This is a genomic window from Methylobacterium pseudosasicola (genome assembly GCF_900114535.1).
GTDB classification, from domain to species: Bacteria; Pseudomonadota; Alphaproteobacteria; order Rhizobiales; family Beijerinckiaceae; genus Methylobacterium; species Methylobacterium pseudosasicola.
This window is the reverse complement of the sequence record NZ_FOTK01000018.1, coordinates 78,592-97,243: the sequence shown is the minus strand read 5'-3', so window position 1 is coordinate 97,243 and position 18,652 is coordinate 78,592. Positions and strand designations below refer to the sequence as shown.

Annotated in this window: 14 protein-coding genes; 6 read left to right on the top strand and 8 right to left on the bottom strand. The window is 68.5% G+C overall.

All coding sequences use genetic code 11. The features are described 5' to 3' along the window. The first annotated feature begins 18 nt into the window (after positions 1-18). Complete coding sequence (gene fliJ, locus BM228_RS17825; RefSeq protein WP_092042766.1) at positions 19-426, top strand: flagellar export protein FliJ; 408 nt, start codon at positions 19-21, stop codon at positions 424-426. Positions 427-591: 165 nt separating this feature from the next. Further along, positions 592-1,653, top strand: a complete 1,062-nt coding sequence (locus BM228_RS17820) for a lysylphosphatidylglycerol synthase domain-containing protein (protein ID WP_092042765.1) — start codon at positions 592-594, stop codon at positions 1,651-1,653. A gap of 174 nt (positions 1,654-1,827) precedes the next feature. Here the strand turns inward: BM228_RS17820 and flhA are convergent, their stop codons facing one another. Continuing rightward, entirely contained in the window at positions 1,828-3,987 is a 2,160-nt protein-coding gene (gene flhA, locus BM228_RS17815) for a flagellar biosynthesis protein FlhA (protein ID WP_092042763.1), read from the bottom strand. A gap of 166 nt (positions 3,988-4,153) precedes the next feature. On the opposite strand from flhA, the gene BM228_RS17810 reads away from it, so the two are divergent. Then, positions 4,154-4,726 (top strand): hypothetical protein, encoded by a 573-nt coding sequence (locus BM228_RS17810; protein WP_092042762.1) that lies wholly within the window; start codon positions 4,154-4,156, stop codon positions 4,724-4,726. A gap of 11 nt (positions 4,727-4,737) precedes the next feature. Here the strand turns inward: BM228_RS17810 and BM228_RS17805 are convergent, their stop codons facing one another. Together BM228_RS17805 and BM228_RS17800 are read right to left on the bottom strand one after the other, a co-directional pair. After that, on the bottom strand, positions 4,738-5,979 hold the full coding sequence (locus BM228_RS17805) for a KpsE/RkpR family capsule polysaccharide export protein (RefSeq protein WP_092042760.1): 1,242 nt from the start codon (positions 5,977-5,979) through the stop codon (positions 4,738-4,740). A 130-nt stretch (positions 5,980-6,109) separates the two neighbouring features. Then, positions 6,110-6,763, bottom strand: coding sequence for an ABC transporter ATP-binding protein (locus BM228_RS17800; RefSeq protein WP_058193434.1), 654 nt, complete (start codon positions 6,761-6,763; stop codon positions 6,110-6,112). 509 nt (positions 6,764-7,272) lie between these two features. Between BM228_RS17800 and BM228_RS17795 the strand changes: the two genes are divergently transcribed. The 3 genes from BM228_RS17795 to BM228_RS17785 all read left to right on the top strand — a co-directional run bounded on the left by BM228_RS17795 (position 7,273) and on the right by BM228_RS17785 (position 10,291). Beyond that, entirely contained in the window at positions 7,273-7,734 is a 462-nt protein-coding gene (locus tag BM228_RS17795) for a PAS domain-containing protein (RefSeq protein WP_092042759.1), read from the top strand. Positions 7,735-7,791: 57 nt separating this feature from the next. Then, positions 7,792-9,042 (top strand): formyl-CoA transferase, encoded by a 1,251-nt coding sequence (frc, locus tag BM228_RS17790; protein WP_092042757.1) that lies wholly within the window; start codon positions 7,792-7,794, stop codon positions 9,040-9,042. A gap of 82 nt (positions 9,043-9,124) precedes the next feature. Then, positions 9,125-10,291, top strand: coding sequence for an HPP family protein (locus BM228_RS17785; RefSeq protein WP_092042756.1), 1,167 nt, complete (start codon positions 9,125-9,127; stop codon positions 10,289-10,291). Positions 10,292-10,300: 9 nt separating this feature from the next. On the opposite strand, the gene BM228_RS17780 is transcribed toward BM228_RS17785, so the two are convergent. The 5 genes from BM228_RS17780 to BM228_RS17760 form a co-directional block, all read right to left on the bottom strand. Next, entirely contained in the window at positions 10,301-11,872 is a 1,572-nt protein-coding gene (locus tag BM228_RS17780) for an ABC transporter substrate-binding protein (protein ID WP_092042754.1), read from the bottom strand. A gap of 373 nt (positions 11,873-12,245) precedes the next feature. Further along, positions 12,246-13,991 carry an oxalyl-CoA decarboxylase gene (oxc, locus tag BM228_RS17775; RefSeq protein WP_092042752.1) on the bottom strand — a complete coding sequence of 582 codons (1,746 nt, stop codon included), beginning with the start codon at positions 13,989-13,991 and terminating at the stop codon, positions 12,246-12,248. A gap of 90 nt (positions 13,992-14,081) precedes the next feature. After that, positions 14,082-15,368, bottom strand: coding sequence for an oxalate/formate MFS antiporter (gene oxlT, locus BM228_RS17770; RefSeq protein ID WP_092042750.1), 1,287 nt, complete (start codon positions 15,366-15,368; stop codon positions 14,082-14,084). A gap of 151 nt (positions 15,369-15,519) precedes the next feature. Further along, complete coding sequence (locus tag BM228_RS17765; RefSeq protein WP_092042748.1) at positions 15,520-17,313, bottom strand: DEAD/DEAH box helicase family protein; 1,794 nt, start codon at positions 17,311-17,313, stop codon at positions 15,520-15,522. 237 nt (positions 17,314-17,550) lie between these two features. Continuing rightward, a complete protein-coding gene (locus tag BM228_RS17760) occupies positions 17,551-18,639 on the bottom strand; it encodes a branched-chain amino acid aminotransferase (protein ID WP_092042746.1) in 1,089 nt (362 codons plus the stop codon). Between the last annotated feature and the right edge of the window lie 13 nt (positions 18,640-18,652).

Genomic DNA, 18,652 nt, shown 5'->3' with positions numbered 1-18,652 from the left:
CGTGGAGTGAGCGTCCCAATGAAATCGCGTGACACGCTGATCCGGCTGCGTCGCTTCCAGGTTGATGAGAAGCGCCGGCGTGTGACCCAGATCGAAATGATGATGGCCGACTTCCAGCGCATGGCGGTGGAGCTCGACCGGGAGGTCGCCGTCGAGGAGGCCCGCGCCGGCATCACCGATGTCGGGCATTTCGCCTACCCGACCTACGCGCGCGCTGCCGCCGGCCGCCGGGACAACATGCGCCAATCCGCCCAGGCGCTCGAAGGCCAGCTGGCCGAGGCCAAGGCCGAGCTCGGCGAGGCCTTCGAGGAGTTGAAGAAGGTCGAGATCCTGAACGACCGCGAGCGCACCGCCGAGCGCGCCGCCGACGCGATCCGCGATCAGGCTGCCATGGACGGAATCGGGCTCAACCGCGCCCGGGGCTGATCCGGTCCGCCGGGGTGCTCGCTCCTGCGGGTCCCGTGTGATGTGCCGGCAACGCGGCACGAAACCGTCACGATCACCTGACAAGGGGGATCGCGATGGCCTCGATCCGCTTGCGGCGCATTGCTTGGCGGCGCATCAGGGGCTCTCCCCGGGGCGTCGGTGTTCATGAAGAAGCTCAGCGAGTTCATCTGGCCGTTGATCGGCCTGGCAGCGGTCGTCGTATCGGGCTACTTTCTCTATCAAGAGTTGAAGACCACATCGCTGGCCGCGATCTGGGCCGCGATCCTGGCGATTCCGCCCCACCGCATCCTGCTGGCGGCGATCTCGACCCTCGTGGCCTATGCGGCGCTCGCTTGGTACGACCGAATCGCGCTGCTGCATCTGGGGGTGCGCCACATCTCGTGGCTGTTCGTCTCGCTCTGTTCCTTCACCACCTACGCGCTGTCGCACAATATCGGCGCCTCGGTCTTCTCCGGCGCCCTGGTGCGCTACCGGGCCTACACGGCCAAGGGCCTCTCCGCCGCCCAGGTCGCCGTGCTGGTGGCCCTGTGCTCCTTCACCTTCTTCCTCGGCACGATCCTGCTCGGCGGCTTCACCCTGGTGGTGGACCCGAATCTTCTGACCCGCCTCGAGGGCAGGCTCCCCGGCTTCCTCACCGATCCCAAGACCGCCCTGGTGGTCGGCATCGGCATGCTGGGATTCGTGGCGCTCTACGTCCTCGGCTCGATCCTGCACCTGCGGCCGCTGCACATCCGCTCTTTCAAGCTGGAATATCCCGGGCCCGGCATCATGGGCCGCCAGCTGCTGGCGGCGCCGCTGGAGCTTCTGGGGGCTGCCGGCATCATCTACTTCGCCCTGCCGGAGGCGATGAACCCGGGCTTCATCCCGGTTCTGGCGATCTTCCTGGCCTCGTTCTCGGTGGCGCTCGCCTCGCACGCCCCGGGCGGCCTCGGCGTGTTCGAGATCGTGTTCATCACCGCGATGCACATCACCGACGACGCACAGAAGGACGCGATCATCGCGGCGGTGATCATCTTCCGGATTTTCTACTTCTGGATCCCGGCGCTGATCTCGGTGATCGTCGTGGTCGTTTTCGAACGCGCCCGCCTCGCCGCCGCCATCAAGACGAACGCCGCAGTTCCTTCGACTGTGCCCGAACCCCCGGTGGTCGTGCCCGGTCTCGACGCGCACGAGTTGGAGCGCGAGCTGAAGCAGAAGGCGATCTGAGGCGGCTTCCGCTTACACGATCGACCCGCTTCGTCATCGCGAGCGTAGCGAAGCGACCTGGAACCGCGACGGTCTCGGATCGCGCGCTGCCCTGGGTTGCTTCGCTGCGCGCGCAATGACGGTGAATGGCGGCCTAGGCTTTTCAACCCGACGTACCCCCACGGCCGCTGCTTCTCAGATCGACCCCACCGTGCGCAGCCGCGCCCGCGGGTGGATCTCCGCCTGGCTCATCACCGGCGTCTCCCGGCGGAAGCGCTCGATGATTGAGCGGACGAACGGCCGCGATTGCGCCGAGGTGACCAGCACCGGCATCTCGCCCTGGCGGGCCGCGGTCTCGAAGCGGTCGCGAACCGCGGTGACGAACTCGCTAAGTTTCGAGGGCTGCATCGCCAGGTAGCGCTCCTCGCGCTCGCCGACAATCGACTCCATGAAGGCCTGCTCCCAGGCCGGCGACAGGGTGATGATCGGCAGGGTGCCGTTCTGGTCCTGATACTGGGCGCAAATCTGCCGCCCCAGTCGGGCGCGGACATGCTCGACCACGTCCCGCGGGTTCTTCACCGCGCCGGCGACCTCCGCGATGCCCTCGACGATCGCCCCGAGGTCGCGGATCGACACGCGCTCGGAGAGCAGGAACTGCAGCACCCGCTGCACGCCGGTGGTCGAGATCTGCGACGGCATGATCTCCTTGAGCAGCTCCGCGTGCTCCTTGGGCAATTCGCGCAAGAGCTTCGAGACCTCGACGTGGTTGAGGAGCTCGGAGACGTGGGCCTTGATCAGCTCGGTGAGGTGGGTCGAGACCACGGTGGCGGCATCCACCACCGTGTAGCCCTTGAGCTGCGCCTGGTCGCGCAGAGACGCGTCGATCCAGGTCGCCGGCAGGCCGAAGGTCGGCTCCAGCATGTGCTGGCCGGGCAGCTGCACCTGGCCGCCCATCGGGTCCATGGCCATGAACTGGCCCGGAAAAATCCGGCCGGTGCCGGCCTCGATCTCCTTGACCCGGACCACGTAGGAATTGGCGTCGAGCTGGACGTTGTCGAGGATGCGCACTGACGGCATCACGAAGCCGAGCTCGGCCGCGAGCTGGCGGCGCAGCGCCTTGATCTGGTCGGTGAGCCGGTCCTGACCCTCGCCGTTGACCAGGGCGAGGAGCGCGTAGCCCATCTCCAGCTTCAGGTCGTCGAGCTTCAGGAGGTCGGTCACCGTCTCCTCCTTGGCGACCGCAGCCGCAGCGACCGCCTTGGCGTCCATCGGGACACCCTCCGAGTCCAACGGCGGGGCCTCCTTGGCGGTCTTGTTGGTGCGCCAGGCGGCGTAGCCGGCCCCGCCGCCGAGCAGCAGGAACGGCAGCATCGGCATGCCGGGCAGGAGCGCGATCAGGAACATCACGGCGGCCGACATGCCGAGCGCCTTCGGATAATGCGCCAGCTGCTTGCCCAGCGCCTTGTCGGCCGATCCTTTCACGCCCGCCTTCGAGACGAGGATACCGGCCGCGGTCGAGACGATCAGCGCCGGCACCTGGCTCGCCAGCCCGTCGCCGATGGTGAGCAGGGTGTAGCTCTTGGCGGCGTCGCCGAAGCTCAGGCCCTGCTGCGCCACGCCGATGATGATGCCGCCGACCACGTTGATGAAGGTGATCAGCAGCGCCGCCACGGCGTCGCCGCGGACGAACTTCGAGGCGCCGTCCATGGCGCCGAAGAAGGAGGATTCCTCCTCCAGGGCGGCGCGGCGGGCCTTGGCGACCGTCTCGTCGATGAGGCCGGCCGAGAGGTCGGCGTCGATCGCCATCTGCTTGCCGGGCATCGCGTCGAGGGTGAAGCGGGCCGCGACCTCGGCGATGCGGCCCGAGCCCTTCGTGATCACCACGAAGTTCACGATGATCAGGATCGCGAACACGATGATCCCGATGACGAAATTACCGCCCATCACGAAGTGGCCGAAGGCCTCGATCACGTGGCCGGCCGCCGCCGTGCCCTCGTGGCCGTGGCCCAGGATCAGGCGGGTCGAGGCGAGGTTCAGCGCCAGCCGCAGCATCGTGGCGATGAGCAGCAGCGTCGGGAAGACGGTGAATTCCAGCGGGTTGTCGATCGACAGGCCGACCATCATGATCAGCACCGAGACGATGATTGAGACCGCGAGCAGCAGGTCGAGCAGCACCGCCGGTAGCGGGAAGATCAGCACCGCCAAGATGCCCATGACGCCGGTGGCGAACATGAGGTCCGAGCGCTTGGACAGCGCGTGGAGGTCGCCGCGGGTCGGCATCGCGAGCTGACTCAGGACTGAAGCGGCCCCGCCGATTGCCCCGCCCCTGACCGGCGCGCTCGCCGTCTCCGCCATCGTGTTCGATCCGTCGCCGTCCGCCCCGGGAAATCCGAGGGACGCACCCGGCAAGATCTGCCGAGTGGATGGTTAGCGCGCCGTTAAGAACCGGCCCGGCGCTGGCGGAACCCGCACGGCCTTCGCAGCTTGTCCGGGCGGCATCCCACCGTTCGAAAGAGCCCGCATGGCCGCGCGCGTCCTCACCGCCCTGTTCGACGAGTACGACACCGCCACGGGCGTGGTCGACCAGTTGGAATCCGCCGGGATTCCCCACGCCGACATCAGCATCCTGGCCAACCGGGCCGAGCCGGCCGCGATCCAGGATCGGCCGTTCGGCGATCCTCATCCCGACGTGGTCGATCCGGTGGATGCCGCCGGGACCGGCGCCACCGTCGGCACGGTCCTGGGCGGCGGCGCCGGGCTGCTGGCGGGCCTCGGCTTGCTGGCGATTCCCGGCCTCGGGCCGGTGGTCGCGGCGGGCTGGCTGGTGGCGGCCGCGACGGGCGCCGGGGTCGGCGCTGCGGCGGGTGGGCTGATCGGCGGCCTCACGGGGGCGGGCCTCACCGAGGGCGAGGCCGAGACCTATGCCGAGGGTGTGCGCCGGGGCGGAACCCTCGTCACAGTCCGGGCCGAGGACCATCAGGCCGACCGCGTGATGGCGATCCTCGATCGCGGCGGCTCGATCGACCTCGACGAGCGCGCCGAGGGCTGGCGCGCGCAGGGTTGGACCGGCGGCGGGTCAGCCGCGCGAGGCTGACCCTGACCGGGTCAGTTCATCATCTTCCGGGCGAACATCGAGGCGGCGAACAGTACGGCCGCGCCCGCGGTGACCAGGCTGATCATCAGGATCCGCCGCGGCTCCACCGAGGATTCCGCCTTCACCGGTTCGACGATCGGGCTGAAGAACTCGATCTGTCGGGCGGCGACGATGCGGGCCCGCTCATGGGCGGTCAGCACCTGCTGATAGTACTTCTCGGCGTTCTTGCGGTCGTTCTCGAGGGCCTCGAACCGAGTCAGGGCGTCCGAAAGCAGGCGCTTCTGCTCCGGATCCTGGCTGGCCGATTGCCGCTCGATCCGGGCGATGTTGTCGTCGAGATCCTTGATCTGCTGCTTGATGTCGATGATCCGGCGAGACTCCGGGCCGAGGTCGCGCTGGCCGATGGCGAGCTGCACCGCCAGGTTGATCCGGGCCGCCCGCAACTCGGAGACGATCTTGAGATTGGCCTCGTTCGACTTCTGCGCGTCGAGCACGCCTTCGCGGTTGCGCAGGTCGCGCATCGCGAGGCGGATCTTGGTCATGCGCTCTTCGGCAAGCTTCAGCTCGCGCGTGCTTTCGGCGACCGCATCCTCGCGCGCCTTCACGCTGAGGTCGTTCACCATCCGCTCGGCCTCTGTCATCACGGCTTTCGCGATGGCGAGGGATTCGTCGGGGTCGAAGGCCTCGACCGTGAGCGACATGATGCCGGAGCCGGATTCGATGTCGACGCTGACCCGCCGCTTCCAGTAGCGGAGAAATTTTTCGATCGGCTTCTCCGGATCGAAGCGCGAGAAATAGTCGATGCTGTCGCGGCTGAACCACTCGCGGATCGGGAGCTTGGCTTCCAATGTCTCCAGCATCGGCCGGCTGAGGATGTATTCGTTGGTGATCAGCGTGTCCTGCGCCACCATCTGGCTCGGGACGCCCGATGAGGTGCCGACCGAATCGGGCGCCGCCTTGTCGGCGGTGCCGAGTGCGGGGCGGATCGCGAACCGCGCCTCACTGACGTAGCGGTCGGAGGCGATCAGCCCGAAATACACCGCGCCTGCCAAAGTCGGCAGCACGAAGCAGAGGACGAACAGGATCGGGATCCAGGGGTCGTTCTTGACGTGGCTCTGGTAGGACCGGATGCCCTTCTTGCGGTCGACGAACCGCGACATGCGAGCGATCTGCCGCAACGATTCGGTGACCGCCTGCTGGCGATCCGCGGTCGTCAGCGGCTGCCCCTCGGCTTTCCGGATCTCCATGTTCATGACCTGATCCTCGGCCTCCCCGGCCTCGACGGTCGTCCCGTCACCGGGGTCTCGACCGCGCCGAAACGCTCGCGTGGGATGCCTCTCGCACGGGGAGGCGGCAAAAGCATGTCTTCGTGGGCTCGATCGTTCAGGCGTTGAGGCGCCGATAGACCTCGATCGCGTCGTTCACGTCCTCGTAGATGATCGCGCGGCCGTTGAGCAGGACGAGGCCCTGCGTGCACCATTGGCGGATCGTCTCCATCGAGTGCGAGACCATGATGATGTCGGCGTTCTTGCGCCGCTGGGAGAAGACCTCGTCGCAGCGCTTGGAGAAGCGGGCGTCGCCCACCGAGGTGATCTCGTCGATCAGGTAGCAGTCGAACGGGATCGCCATGCTCATGCCGAAGGCGAGCCGAGCGCCCATGCCGGACGAGTAGGTGTAGATCGGCACGTCGAGATAGCTGCCGAGCTCGGAGAAATCCTCGACGAAGTCGAGCACCCGGCGCGGATCCTCGCCGTAGATCCGGGCGACGAACATGACGTTGTCGCGGCCGGTCATCTTCGGGTGGAAGCCGCCGGCGAAGCCCAGTGGCCACGAGATCCGCAATCCGCGGTGGATCTTGCCCCGGGTCGGGTCCTCCGTGCCGGCGATGAGCCGCATCGTGGTCGACTTGCCGGCGCCGTTGATGCCGAGGATCCCGTAGGAAACGCCGGGCTTCAGGGTGAACGACACCTGCTCCAGAATCGTCCGCTTGTGGCCGTCGGTGCGGTAGACCTTGCTGACTTTCTCGAAACGGATCACCGGGGTGGTCTCCAGGGCGGAATGCCGAAACGCCGGCCCGTGCTGTCTGGCTGCGCGGCTCCTGCCCCCGGAAAGCGGCGAATCTGAGAAGGCTTGTGCCCGAGCCGCACCGTGCCCGCCGCGCTCATAGGGTCGCCGGACGGCCCGCAGCAGCACCGACATTGCGACGGTAGCGCGGTCCCGCCCCGCCGCAAATCGCTGAGTCGCCCCACGGCACGCACCATGACGAGACGGCTGATCGGACGCCAACTCCAAGCTGCCATCGCCTCAGGCTGCGCGAACGAAATCCTGCATCAAAGTGCCGTTTTCGACTTCTGTGGTTGACGGCAGCCGGTATTTGGCATACCAGATACCAACACGCAGGGCGAGAAGCGATAGTAGGTTTCGGGCCAACCGGAACTTTAGCGCCGCAATCCCCAGGGAGGCCGCGATGACGGATCCGAGCTTCGTTCGCTCCGGCAGACATCTCCGCTCAACCAAAAATCGTCGGTGCGCGGACGGGGCGATCCGTGGCGGACGCTGACACCGTACTCGACCGCCCGGCCGCGGACGATCTGTCCGGGTTTATCGACGCCATCGGCGACGCCGTGGTGGTGGCGGATCCGGAGGGCGCGATCACCGTTTGGAACCCGGCCGCCGAGCGGATCTTCGGCTTCAACGCGGAAGATGCCCTCGGTCAGACCCTCGACCTGATCACCCCGGAGCGGCACCGGCGCCGACACTGGGACGGCTACGCCAAGACCATGCGGACCGGAATCACGCGCTACGGGGCGGAGACCCTGCGGGTGCCGGCGATCCACAAGGACGGCCACCAGCTCTCCATCGCTTTCACGGTCGGGATGATCCGGGACGCGTCAGACCGGGTGACCGGCATCGTCGCGGTGATCCGCGACGAGACCGAGCGCTGGGCGGAGGAGAAGCGCCTGCGCCAGCGCGTGGCAGACCTCGAAGCCCTTCCGAACGGATCCTGACCTGACACCGGGACCGTCCGAAGACCGCAATCGTCACCGTGCAAGGGAGAACGCCAGATGAGCAAGCCGTTGGATGGGATCAAGATCATCGACTTCACCCACGTCCAGGCCGGCCCGGCCTGCACGCAGCTGCTCGCGTGGTTCGGCGCCGACGTGATCAAGGTCGAGCGGCCCGGCGCGGGCGATGTCACCCGCACGCAGCTGCGCCACGTCGAGGATGCGGACGCGCTCTACTTTACGATGCTCAACTCCAACAAGCGCTCGCTGACGCTCGACACCAAGACCCAGGCCGGCAAGGAGGTCCTGGAGAAGCTGATCCAGGATTCCGACGTGATGGTCGAGAATTTCGGCCCCGGGGCGCTGGACCGGATGGGCTTCTCCTGGGGCCGCATCCAGGAACTCAATCCCGGGATGATCCTCGCCTCCGTGAAGGGTTTTTCCGACGGCCACCATTACGAGGACCTGAAGGTCTACGAGAACGTCGCCCAATGCGCCGGCGGCGCTGCCTCGACCACCGGCTTCTGGGACGGCCCGCCCACCGTCAGCGCCGCGGCGCTCGGTGATTCGAACACCGGCATGCACCTCGCCATCGGCATCCTCACGGCGCTCCACCAGAAGAACAAGACCGGCACCGGCCAGAAGGTCGCCGTCTCGATGCAGGATTCGGTGATCAACCTCTGCCGGGTGAAGCTGCGCGACCAGCAGCGCCTCGACGCCCTCGGCTACCTCGAGGAATACCCGCAATACCCGCACGGCGAGTTCTCGGACGTGGTGCCCCGCGGCGGCAATGCCGGGGGCGGTGGCCAGCCCGGCTGGGTGCTCAAGTGCAAGGGCTGGGAGACCGACCCGAACGCCTACATCTACTTCACGATCCAGGGCCATGCCTGGGCGCCGATCTGCAAGGTGCTCGGCCGCGAGGAGTGGATCACCGACGCCGCCTACAACACCCCGCGGGCCCGGCAGGACAAGATCTTCGACATCTTCAAGACCATTGAGGAATGGCTCGCCGACAAGACCAAGTTCGAGGCGGTGGACATCCTGCGCACCTACGACATCCCCTGCGCGCCGGTCCTGTCGATGAAGGAGATCGCCGAGGACAAGTCGCTGCGCGCCAGCGGCACCGTGGTGGAGGTCCCGCATCCGAAGCTCGGCAGCTACCTGACCGTCGGCAGCCCGATCAAGTTCTCCGACATGACCGTCGAGGTGAAGGCCTCGCCGCTGCTCGGCGAGCATACCGACGAGGTGCTGACCGGCCTGGGCTACAGCCCGGACCAGATCCAGGCGATGCACGAGGCCCGCGCGGTCTGATAGGCGGCTCCGAACCTCTGCTACCCTGATGCGGGACGGCGCACCCTGCGCCGTCCCGCCTCGTCTGCACGATCCGGATCCGATGCGATCACTTCTCAGCCGTCTCCTTCCGGAGCTCACGCCGGTCAGCAAGCGCGAGCGGCTGCGTTCGGCCGTGGGCGCCCTGCTGGGGATCCTGGCGACCGGCCTCGTCTGCCGTGCCGCCGTCGGCGAGGCCGCGCCGGTGCTGATCGCACCGATGGGCGCCTCGGCGGTGCTACTCTTCGCGGTCCCGGCAAGTCCCCTGGCGCAACCCTGGTCGATCCTCGGCGGTAACCTCGTGGCCGCCCTGGTCGGCGTCACGGCGGCGATCTGGGTGCCGGACCCGTTCGTGGCGGCCTCGGTGGCCATCGGGTTGGCGATCGCCCTGATGATGGCTCTGCGCTGCCTGCACCCGCCGAGCGGGGCGGTGGCGCTCACGGCGGTTCTGGGCGGCCCGGCGATCCGAGATCTCAGCTACGGCTTCGTGCTCTGGCCGGTGGCGGCCAATTCGCTGCTGCTGCTCTGTGTGGCGCTGCTGTTCAACAACCTCACCGGCCGCGCCTATCCGCATCTGCGCCCGGCCGGCCCGCGGACCGACGATCCGGCCCCGGCCTCCCGCCTCGGCTTCCTGGCCTCGGATCTCGATGCGGCGCTGAAGGATTTCGACCAGCTGCTCGATGTCGACCGGGGCGACCTGGAGCAGATCCTGCGGCGGGTGCAGATGCGCGTCTACGGCCGCCGGTCTGGCCAGACCACCTGCGCGGCGATCATGTCCCGCGACGTGATCGCGGTGGCGCCCGACGATTCTCTGGCGCAGGCGCTGCACCTGCTGCGCCGTCACCGAATCAAGGCCCTGCCGGTCACGGACGAGCGCGCCCGGGTGCTCGGGATCGTCACGCAGACCGACCTTTTGGACAAGGCGTCCTGGGACCGGAGCGGCCCGCGTCTCGGCCTCGGCCGCCGCCTGCGGCTGACCGCCGAGCGGGGGCGGGCGCCCCATGGCTGCGCCGCCGACATCATGAGCACGGTGAAGCCCGTCACCCCGGACACGCCCGTGGCCGAGCTGGTGCTCAAGATGGCGGAAGCGGCCCTCCACCACCTGCCGGTGGTCGACGCGGATGGTCGCTTGGTCGGGATCGTCTCGCAGACGGATCTCGTCCCGGCCCTGATGGCCGATGCCGGCAATCCCGAGCGAGCCCGCGCCCCGGCGGACGCGGTGCCGGCCTGAGCGCTTGGCTCAGCCCTTCTTCACGTTCCAGAACACCGGCACCCCGTCGAGCACCCCGGTCACCGAGGGCTTGTACGAGGTCTGATTGAAGTACTGTCCGAGCGGCAGGTACGGCAGGTCTACGAAGGCCTGCTTCTGCAGGGCGTCCGCCAGCGTCTTGCGCGCGGTGGTATCGGGGGCGTTGAGCCAGTCCTGGCGCAGGGCCTCGAGCTTCGGGCTCGTCGGCCAGCCCACCGGCGCGTCGGGTCCGGTCCCGCGCAGGAAGGCGCTGACCGCCGGGTTGGCCTGGTCGAGCCCGGCCCAGAAGGTACAGAAGATGCTCCAGCCGCCTTGGGCGATCGGGTCGCGCTTGGCGCGGCGCTGGACCACCGAGCCCCAATCCATGACCTGATAATCGACGTTGAAGCCGGCGCGGGTCAGCATGTCGGCGGCCACGTCGGCCAGAGCCTTCAGGCTCGGGAAGTCGGAGGCGCCCATCAGCACCACCTTCTCGCCCTTGTAGCCGGCCGCGGCCAGCGCCTTCTTGGCGGCGTCGAAGTCGCGCTTGCTCGTCAGCACGTCGAGCCCGGCCTCGCTCGCCATCGGCAGCCCGGGGCAGAAGAAGCCGGCCGGCACGTGCCTCAGCTTCGGGTCGTCACCGGTCACCGCCTGCATGAAATCGGTCTGGTCGACCACCTTGAGCAGTACCTGCCGGATCGCCGGGTTGTCGAAGGGCGGCAGCAGCTGGTTCATGCGCAGGCAGCCGATCAGCCCGGTCGGGTCCTTGATCGAGGTCTTCAGGCTGCCCAGCGTCGGCACGAGGTCGGAGGGCGGTTGTTCCCACCAATCCATCTCGCCGGTCTGCATCGCCGAGGCGGCGGTGGCCTGATCGGGGATAACGTGCCACTCGACCCGGTCGAGGAAGGCGCGCTTGGGGCCCGAGGTCCATTGCGGCTCGCCGCCCTCGCGCGGGACGTACTTGTCGAAGCGCTCGTAGACGACCCGGGCGCCGACCATCCGCTCGTCGGCCTTGAACCGGAACGGGCCGCTGCCGACCATCTCGGTCACCTGCGTGAACGCGTCCGTCTTGGCGAGGCGTTCCGGCATGATCGCGCAGATCGGCGAGCCGACCTTGCCGAGCGCGTCCGGCAGGAGCGGGAAGGGCTTTTTCAGCCGGAACTGGATGGTCCGGTCGTCGGGGGCCGAGAGCTCGTCCGTGTAGGCCATGAGCGTCTGGCCCATCGGGTCGCGCTTGGCCCAGCGGCTGATGCTGGCGACGCAGTCGCGGGCGAGCACCGGCGTGCCGTCGTGGAAGGTCAGCCCGGGCCGCAGCGTCATCCGCCACAGCTTGCCGTCATCCTCGACGACGTGGCCGGCGACCATCTGCGGCTGCGCGGCGTAGCTGGCATCGGTCCCATACAAGGTGTCGAACACCGCGAGCCCGTGGTTGCGGGTCACGTAGGCGGTGGTCCAGATCGGGTCGAGCACCGTCAGGTCGGCCTGCGGGATGAACTTGAGCACCCGGGAGGACCCGCCCTGCGCGAGCGCCGGGGCGGCGAGCGCCGCGCCCGACAGGGCCACGAAGGATCGTCTGGTCAGCATGTCGGCTCGCCCCTGCGATGCGTGTCGCCGAAGCTTAGCATGAGGCGGGCCACGGGCAGGGGCGGTTTCTCATGTGCGGGCCACATGCATCATGTTGGCCGACGGGGAGGCGCCGTGGTCCGGCACCCGCGCCTCTCCCTCCCCCCCCCCCCCCCCCCCCCCCCCCCCCCCTCTGCGGGGGAGGGTGGGCCGGCCGTCAGGCCGGGTCGGGAGAGGGGAGCCCGGGTTCAGGACAGGGCGCGGCCGGCATGACGGGCAAAGCCCTGTTCTGCTACGTCGCTCCCCTCACCCGACCCCCTTCGGGGGCCACCCTCCCCCGCAGAGGGGGGGAGGGAGCGCGCGTGTCCTCAAGAAGGGTTTTGCCCGGCCTATCTCAAACCTTCTTCTTGATCCCGCTCTGCGGGTTGAGGCTGCCGATATTGCCGCTCTCGCTGCCGGCGGCCGGGTCGATCACCGCGTTGATGAGCGAGGGCCGGCCGGAATCCATGGCGGCGTTGACCGCCCGGGTCAGCTCGCCCGGCGAGGTGACGTGGTAGCCGTCGCCGCCGAAGGCCTCCATCATCTTGTCGTAGCGGGAATCCTTCACGAACACCGTGGTGGCCGGGTCGCGCCCGGTGGGGTCGGAATCGGTGCCGCGGTAGATGCCGTTGTTGTTGAACACAACGATGCAGACCGGCAGCCCGTACCGGCAAATGGTCTCGACCTCCATGCCCGAGAAGCCGAAGGCGCTGTCGCCCTCCACGCACAGGACCGGCTTGCCGGTCTCGATCGCGGCGGCGACCGCGAAGCCCATGCCGATGCCCATGATGCCCCAGGTCCCGACATCCAGGCGCTTGCGCGGCTGGTACATGTCGATGATGCCCCGGGCGAGGTCGAGGGTGTTGGCGCCTTCGTTGACTAGGATCGCGTCGGGCCGCTCCTTCACGATGGTCCGCAGGGCGCCCAGCGCCGCGTGGAAGGTCATGGGCGAGGCGTTGCTCATGAGCTTGGGCGCCATCTTGGCGATGTTGGCCTCGCGCTTGGTCTTGAGCGTGTCGATCCAGTCGGCCGGGGGCTGCTGCCAGCCCTGGCCCATGCCGTCGAGCAGCGCCTGGACGCAGGAGGCGATATCGCCGACCACCGGGGCCACGATCTCGACGTTCGAATCCATCTCGCGCGGCTCGATGTCGATCTGGATGAACTTGGTCGAGCCCGGCTCGCCCCAGCTCTTGCCCTTGCCGTGCGACAGCAGCCAGTTGAGCCGGGCGCCGATCAGCAGCACGACGTCCGAATCCTTCAGCGCGGTCGAGCGCGCGGCGCCGGCCGAGAGCGGGTGCGTGTCGGGCAGGAGGCCCTTGGCCATGCTCATCGGCACGTACGGGATGCCGCTGGTCTCCACGAGGGCGCGGATCGCCTCGTCGGCCTGGGCGTAGGCCGCGCCCTTGCCGAGCACGATCAACGGGCGGCGGGCGGATTTCAGCACGTCCAGCGCCCGGGCGATCGCCTCGGGGGCGGGGCGTTGAGCCGGGGCCGGGTCGATCACCTTCACCAGCGACTTCTGGCCGGCCTCGGCCTCCATCACCTGGGAAAAGAGCTTGGCCGGCAGGTCGAGATAGACGCCGCCGGGCCTCCCTGAGCAAGCCGCGCGGATCGCCCGGGCGACGCCGATGCCGATATCGGCCGCGTGCAGCACCCGGAAGGCCGCCTTGCACAGGGGCTTGGCGATGGCGAGCTGGTCCATCTCCTCGTAATCGCCCTGCTGGAGATCGACGATCTCGCGCTCGGATGAGCCGGAGATCAGGATCATCGGGAAGCAGTTGGTGGTGGCGTTGGCCAGCGCCGTGAGACCGTTCAGGAAGCCCGGCGCCGAGACCGTGAGGCAGATGCCCGGCTTCTGGGTGAGGAAGCCCGCGATCGCCGCGGCGTTGCCGGCATGCTGCTCGTGCCGGAACGACACCACCCGCATGCCCGCCGCCTGGGCCATGCGGCCGAGATCGGTGATCGGGATGCCCGGGACCCCGTAGATCGTCTCGATGCCGTTGAGCTTGAGCGCGTCGATCACGAGGTGGAAGCCGTCGGTGAGATCCGGCTCGGCCTCGATCTCGGGTGCGGTGTGGACGATCTTTGCCAGAGCGGTCATTGCGGAATCTCCCCGACCATCGGTTGCGGTGCTGGCGTCCCGGGCCGGTGCAGGCTCCGGGCCATCATGTCTCTCGGGTATCGGGGCGGTTTAGGCCGCCCGGATCGGTTGGGCGGCAAGCGCCGCGGGATGCTCGCCCTCGGCGAGGTAGCGGGCGCGCAGCGGCCGCAGCAGGAAGATCGCGAGCGCGGCGGCGGCGACGTTCAGCCCGATGATCAACGCGAACACCGCCGACCAGCCATAAGCCGCCGACAGGAGGCTGGCGAACGGCACCAGGAAGGCGGCGGTGCCCTTGGCGGTGTAGAGCAGGCCGGCGTTGCTCGCGGCGTATTTCGAGCCGAACGTATCGCCGCAAGTCGCCGGGAACAGCGAGTAGATCTCGCCGAACACGCCGAAATAGACGGCTGTGGCGAACACGAACACCATCGGGTGGTGGCCGTAGGTCAGGAGCAGGATCATCGCCAGGGCCGCCGTCGAGAAGGCGATGAACATCGTGTTCTCACGGCCGATATGGTCGGAGACGTAGCCGAAGAACGGCCGCCCGAACCCGTCGAAGATCCGGTCCAGGGAGATCGCAAGGGTCAGCGCCGCCATCTGCAAGCCGAACAGGCTCACCGGCACGCCCGCCACGTGGAAATCGTGGGCGATCGGGGCGATCTGCGCCGCCGCCATCAGGCCGCCCGAAGCGACCATGACGAACATCGCGTACATCACCCAGAAGACCGGCGTGCGCACCGCCTCGCGGGGGCTGCGGTCGACCTTGGTCTGGGGCAGGCGCAGGCTCTTGCGCTGCATGGGCGCGGCGCTCGTGGGCTTGCGCAGCAGGAAGGCGAGGGCGAGGACGATGGCGCCCTGGCCGATGCCAAAATACAGGAAGGCGTCCTGATAGCCGCTGGAGGCGATCATCCGGGCGATCGGCACCACCGTGATGGCCGCGCCCGCCCCGAACCCGGCCGCGGTGGCGCCGGCGGCGAGCCCCCGGCGATGCGGGAACCACTTCAAGGCATTGCCGACGCAGGTACCGTAGACCGAGCCGGCGCCGATGCCGCCGACCACCGCGCCGAGATAGAGCAGCGCCAGGCTGTTCGCGTAGGCGTCGATGGTCCAGGCCAGGGCGATCATCACGCCGCCGAAGGCGACCACCAGGCTCGGGCCGTAGCGGTCGACAAACCAGGCCTCCACCGGCACCAGCCAGGTTTCGGTGGCGACGAACAACGTGAAAGCGAGCTGGATTGCCGCCCGCCCCCAGTGGTAGCGCTCATCGATGGGATCGACGAACAGCGTCCAGCCGTATTGCAGGTTGGCGATCATGGCCATGCAGATCACGCCGAAGGCGAGCTGCCACCATTTCGCCGACGGCGAATCCTGGCGTTCCATCCCTGAGCCTCTCTGGTGGGCGGCGCGTCCTTAAGCTGGCGCGTCTATCTCGTGCAGGCTCAATCATGCATATTCGGCTCAGGCATGCAATATACCAGACGATACGACGTCAGTTCGCTGTCAGTTTGAGAATTATTGTTCCGTCCGACGATCAGGCCGCGCCAGGACCCCAGGCCCCCAGCGTCGGCTCGTCCGCCGGGACGAGTGTCTCATCGATCTCCGGTATCCCTGCGGCATCCTCGGGAATGCCGATCACCGCCCGGGCCGCCTCCCAGTCGGGATCGTTCGCCGCCTCCGATAGGATTGCGCGGTTGAGGCCGGTGACTTTCCCGCGATCGAGACGGACGAAAACGCGGCCGGTTTCGGCCCGGGCGAACCGGACCGCGTCCATCCGGCGAAGGCATTCGCGCAGAAAATTCGAATTGGCGCCGGCCGCGAGGTCGACCCCGCGAAAAACTTCGGCGGGTCCGCGGGCGAAGATGTCGACCTTGCGAAACCGATCGATGTCGATCAGCCCCTTCACGTCGAGGATGTTCAGGACCCCGCCGGCCCCGAACGCGATGGTGCGCGGTCGCTCCCCCTGCGGGACGCTGTTGTCGAGGAACTCGCAGACCACCTGCTTGTCCCGGGCGAGCGCCCAGTTGAAAAACAGGCGCGGCATGCCGGTATAGGCCTCGACGTTGTGGGCCAGCAGGTCCTCCACCGCCTTGAACCGGCCGAACTGCTCGCCGCGCTTGTAAGCGCGCTCCACCGTGTCCGCCGGCGGCGTCACCATGAACTGCATGTAGACCCGCTCGCCGAACCGGGTGAGCAACTGGCCGCCGCCATCCGAGCCGGCCTCGGCCTGAAAACTGTCGAACCGGAACCGGTCGATCAGCAGGTTCGAGATCCGCCGCTCCGCCGCTTTGCGGGTGACGTAGCGGTCGAGCTTCATGTCGATCATCTCGACTTCGTAGCCCGTGAGCGTGCCGGCATATCGCGTCGCCGGGCCGAGGCTGTCGTAGTCGAGCAGGAACTTGCGCCAGACATCCGGGGTGATCACGGCGAAGTCGGACCACGCCATGCCGAGGCGCCGCGCCAGCCCCAGCTGATAGGGCCGGATCGTGCTCTTGCCCGAAGCGGAGGCGCCCTTGACGTTCATCACCACCGGATGGGCCTGCGGCGCGAGCCGCCGGTAGCCCCGGGCCTCGACCACGGCGGCGATCCAGGGCTCGATCAGCTCGCCAATGCGGCGGCTGCCGTACCCGTTCGAGACCAGGGTCCCGGCGATACCGCGCAGCAGCGGCGGATTGCGGATCAAGGTGTTCTGCCGGGCGAGGATCCCGGAGACGACGGCGCGCAGGGCCTCGCAGGCGGCGATCTCTAGGCCGTCGCCGGCCTGCACGGCCCGCTGGTGCCAGGCGTCGAGATGGCCGAGCGCCCGGCTGGCGGGATCCTGCCGGGGCGGCGGGCTCGGCGAGGGCGGATTGCGCCCGAGCAGCCGGTCGAGCCAGCCGGGCTCGGGCGCCGGCGGGGAGGGTGGGTCGTCGAAGATCGCGGCGATCTCGCGCTGGAGCACCGCATCGGCCTCGTCCCGGAGGGCAGCTAGCGCGGCCTCGACCTCGCCGAGCCGCGGCTCGATGCCCTCACGCAGGATCGCCGAGACGATCGACCGGAAATTGACCCCGAGATCGGCGTAGACCGCGCCCACCGGCACCGACAGGTCGGACATGACCCGGATCAGCACCTCGTGGACGACGAGGCGCCTGGGCCGGATCCGGGTCAGCTGTCGGGCCGGCAGCCCGCACAGGTCGCTCATCTCGAGCGCGTCGCGCAGGGGCGTCTCGACATGTTCCGGTCTGTAGACCGTGACCAGAGGCAGGAAGGCCGCCGGCAGGTCGGACTGGACGCCGGGATTCCAGGGGCCGGCGGCTGTTTCCGGGATGCTGGCTGCCGCTTCCGTCATCCGCGCGTCTCCCTCCCCCCTCTGCGGGGGAGGGTGGCCCCTGCGTCGGCAGGGGTCGGGAGAGGGGCAGCGCGACGGTTCAGGACTTCACCTCTCTCGCGCTCTTTCCGGAAGCGGCGCTCCCCTCTCCCGACCCCCTTCGGGGGCCACCCTCCCCCGCAGAGGGGGGAGGGCGATGCGCGGCAGTCCCGAGCGAGAACTGGGCAAACCGACCCCGCTCTCGGTCGTCCAAAGACCCTAAAAGACCTTCTGGAACCAGCCGTGCGATTCCTGGGTCGTGCCGCGCTGGATATCCACCAGTAGGCTGCGCAGCCGGCGGGCCACCGGCCCGGCCACCGCGTCGCCGATGGTGAAATTGTCCTCGCGGCCCTTCACCGTGCCGATCGGCGTGATCACCGCGGCGGTGCCGCAGGCGAAAGCCTCGGTGAGGCGCCCAGCGCGGACGTCGGCCCGCCAAGCGTCGATCGTGTAGGGCTCTTCCTTGACGGTGAGGCCGGCTTCACGCGCCAGGGTGATCACCGAATCGCGGGTGATGCCGGGCAGGATGCTGTCGGAGAGCGGCGGCGTCAGCAGCGAACCATCCTCGAACACGAAGAACACGTTCATGCCGCCGAGCTCCTCGATGTAGCGGCGCTCGGCCGCGTCGAGGAACACCACCTGCTCGCAGCCTTGGCGCGTGGCCTCAGCCTGCGCGGCGAGGCTCGCCGCGTAGTTGCCGCCGCACTTGGCCGCGCCGGTGCCGCCGGGGGCCGCGCGGGTGAAGTGCTCGGAGAGCCAGACCGTGACCGTGCCGGTCGGATCCTTGAAGTACGAGCCCACCGCCGAGGCGATGGTGATGAACAGGTATTCCGAGGCCGGCTTGACCCCGAGGAACGCCTCGTTGGCGATCATGAACGGGCGCAGGTACAGGCTGCCGTCAGCAGTGTCGGGGATCCAGTCGCGGTCGATGGCGACCAGCTTGTGCATGGCCGCGACGAAGGAATCCTCCGGGAACGGTGCCATCGCCATGCGCTCGGCCGAGAGCCGGAAGCGGCGGGCATTGGCATCGGGACGGAACAGGGCCGCGCCGCCGTCGGCGGTCCGATAGGCCTTGAGCCCCTCGAAGATCTCCTGCGCGTAGTGCAGCACCGCGGCGGCGGGATCGAGCGGGATCGCCTCGCGTGCTTGGATCCGCGCGTCGTGCCAGCCGCGGCCGGCTGAGTACCGCGCCACCACCATGTGGTCGGTGAACACCTTGCCGAAGCCCGGATTCTCCATCAGGGCGGCCCGCTCGGCGCTGGTCCGGCGGGCGGGATGGGCGTGGGTCTCGAACGTCAGGTCGCTCACTGTGGGGTCCTCA

Coding starts and splice junctions, on each gene's coding strand:
- fliJ (WP_092042766.1), top strand. CDS start 19: ATGAAATCGCGTGACACGCTGATCCGGCTGCGTCGCTTCCAGGTTGAT.
- BM228_RS17820 (WP_092042765.1), top strand. CDS start 592: ATGAAGAAGCTCAGCGAGTTCATCTGGCCGTTGATCGGCCTGGCAGCG.
- flhA (WP_092042763.1), bottom strand. CDS start 3,987: ATGGCGGAGACGGCGAGCGCGCCGGTCAGGGGCGGGGCAATCGGCGGG.
- BM228_RS17810 (WP_092042762.1), top strand. CDS start 4,154: ATGGCCGCGCGCGTCCTCACCGCCCTGTTCGACGAGTACGACACCGCC.
- BM228_RS17805 (WP_092042760.1), bottom strand. CDS start 5,979: ATGAACATGGAGATCCGGAAAGCCGAGGGGCAGCCGCTGACGACCGCG.
- frc (WP_092042757.1), top strand. CDS start 7,792: ATGAGCAAGCCGTTGGATGGGATCAAGATCATCGACTTCACCCACGTC.
- BM228_RS17785 (WP_092042756.1), top strand. CDS start 9,125: ATGCGATCACTTCTCAGCCGTCTCCTTCCGGAGCTCACGCCGGTCAGC.
- BM228_RS17780 (WP_092042754.1), bottom strand. CDS start 11,872: ATGCTGACCAGACGATCCTTCGTGGCCCTGTCGGGCGCGGCGCTCGCC.
- oxc (WP_092042752.1), bottom strand. CDS start 13,991: ATGACCGCTCTGGCAAAGATCGTCCACACCGCACCCGAGATCGAGGCC.
- oxlT (WP_092042750.1), bottom strand. CDS start 15,368: ATGGAACGCCAGGATTCGCCGTCGGCGAAATGGTGGCAGCTCGCCTTC.
- BM228_RS17765 (WP_092042748.1), bottom strand. CDS start 17,313: ATGACGGAAGCGGCAGCCAGCATCCCGGAAACAGCCGCCGGCCCCTGG.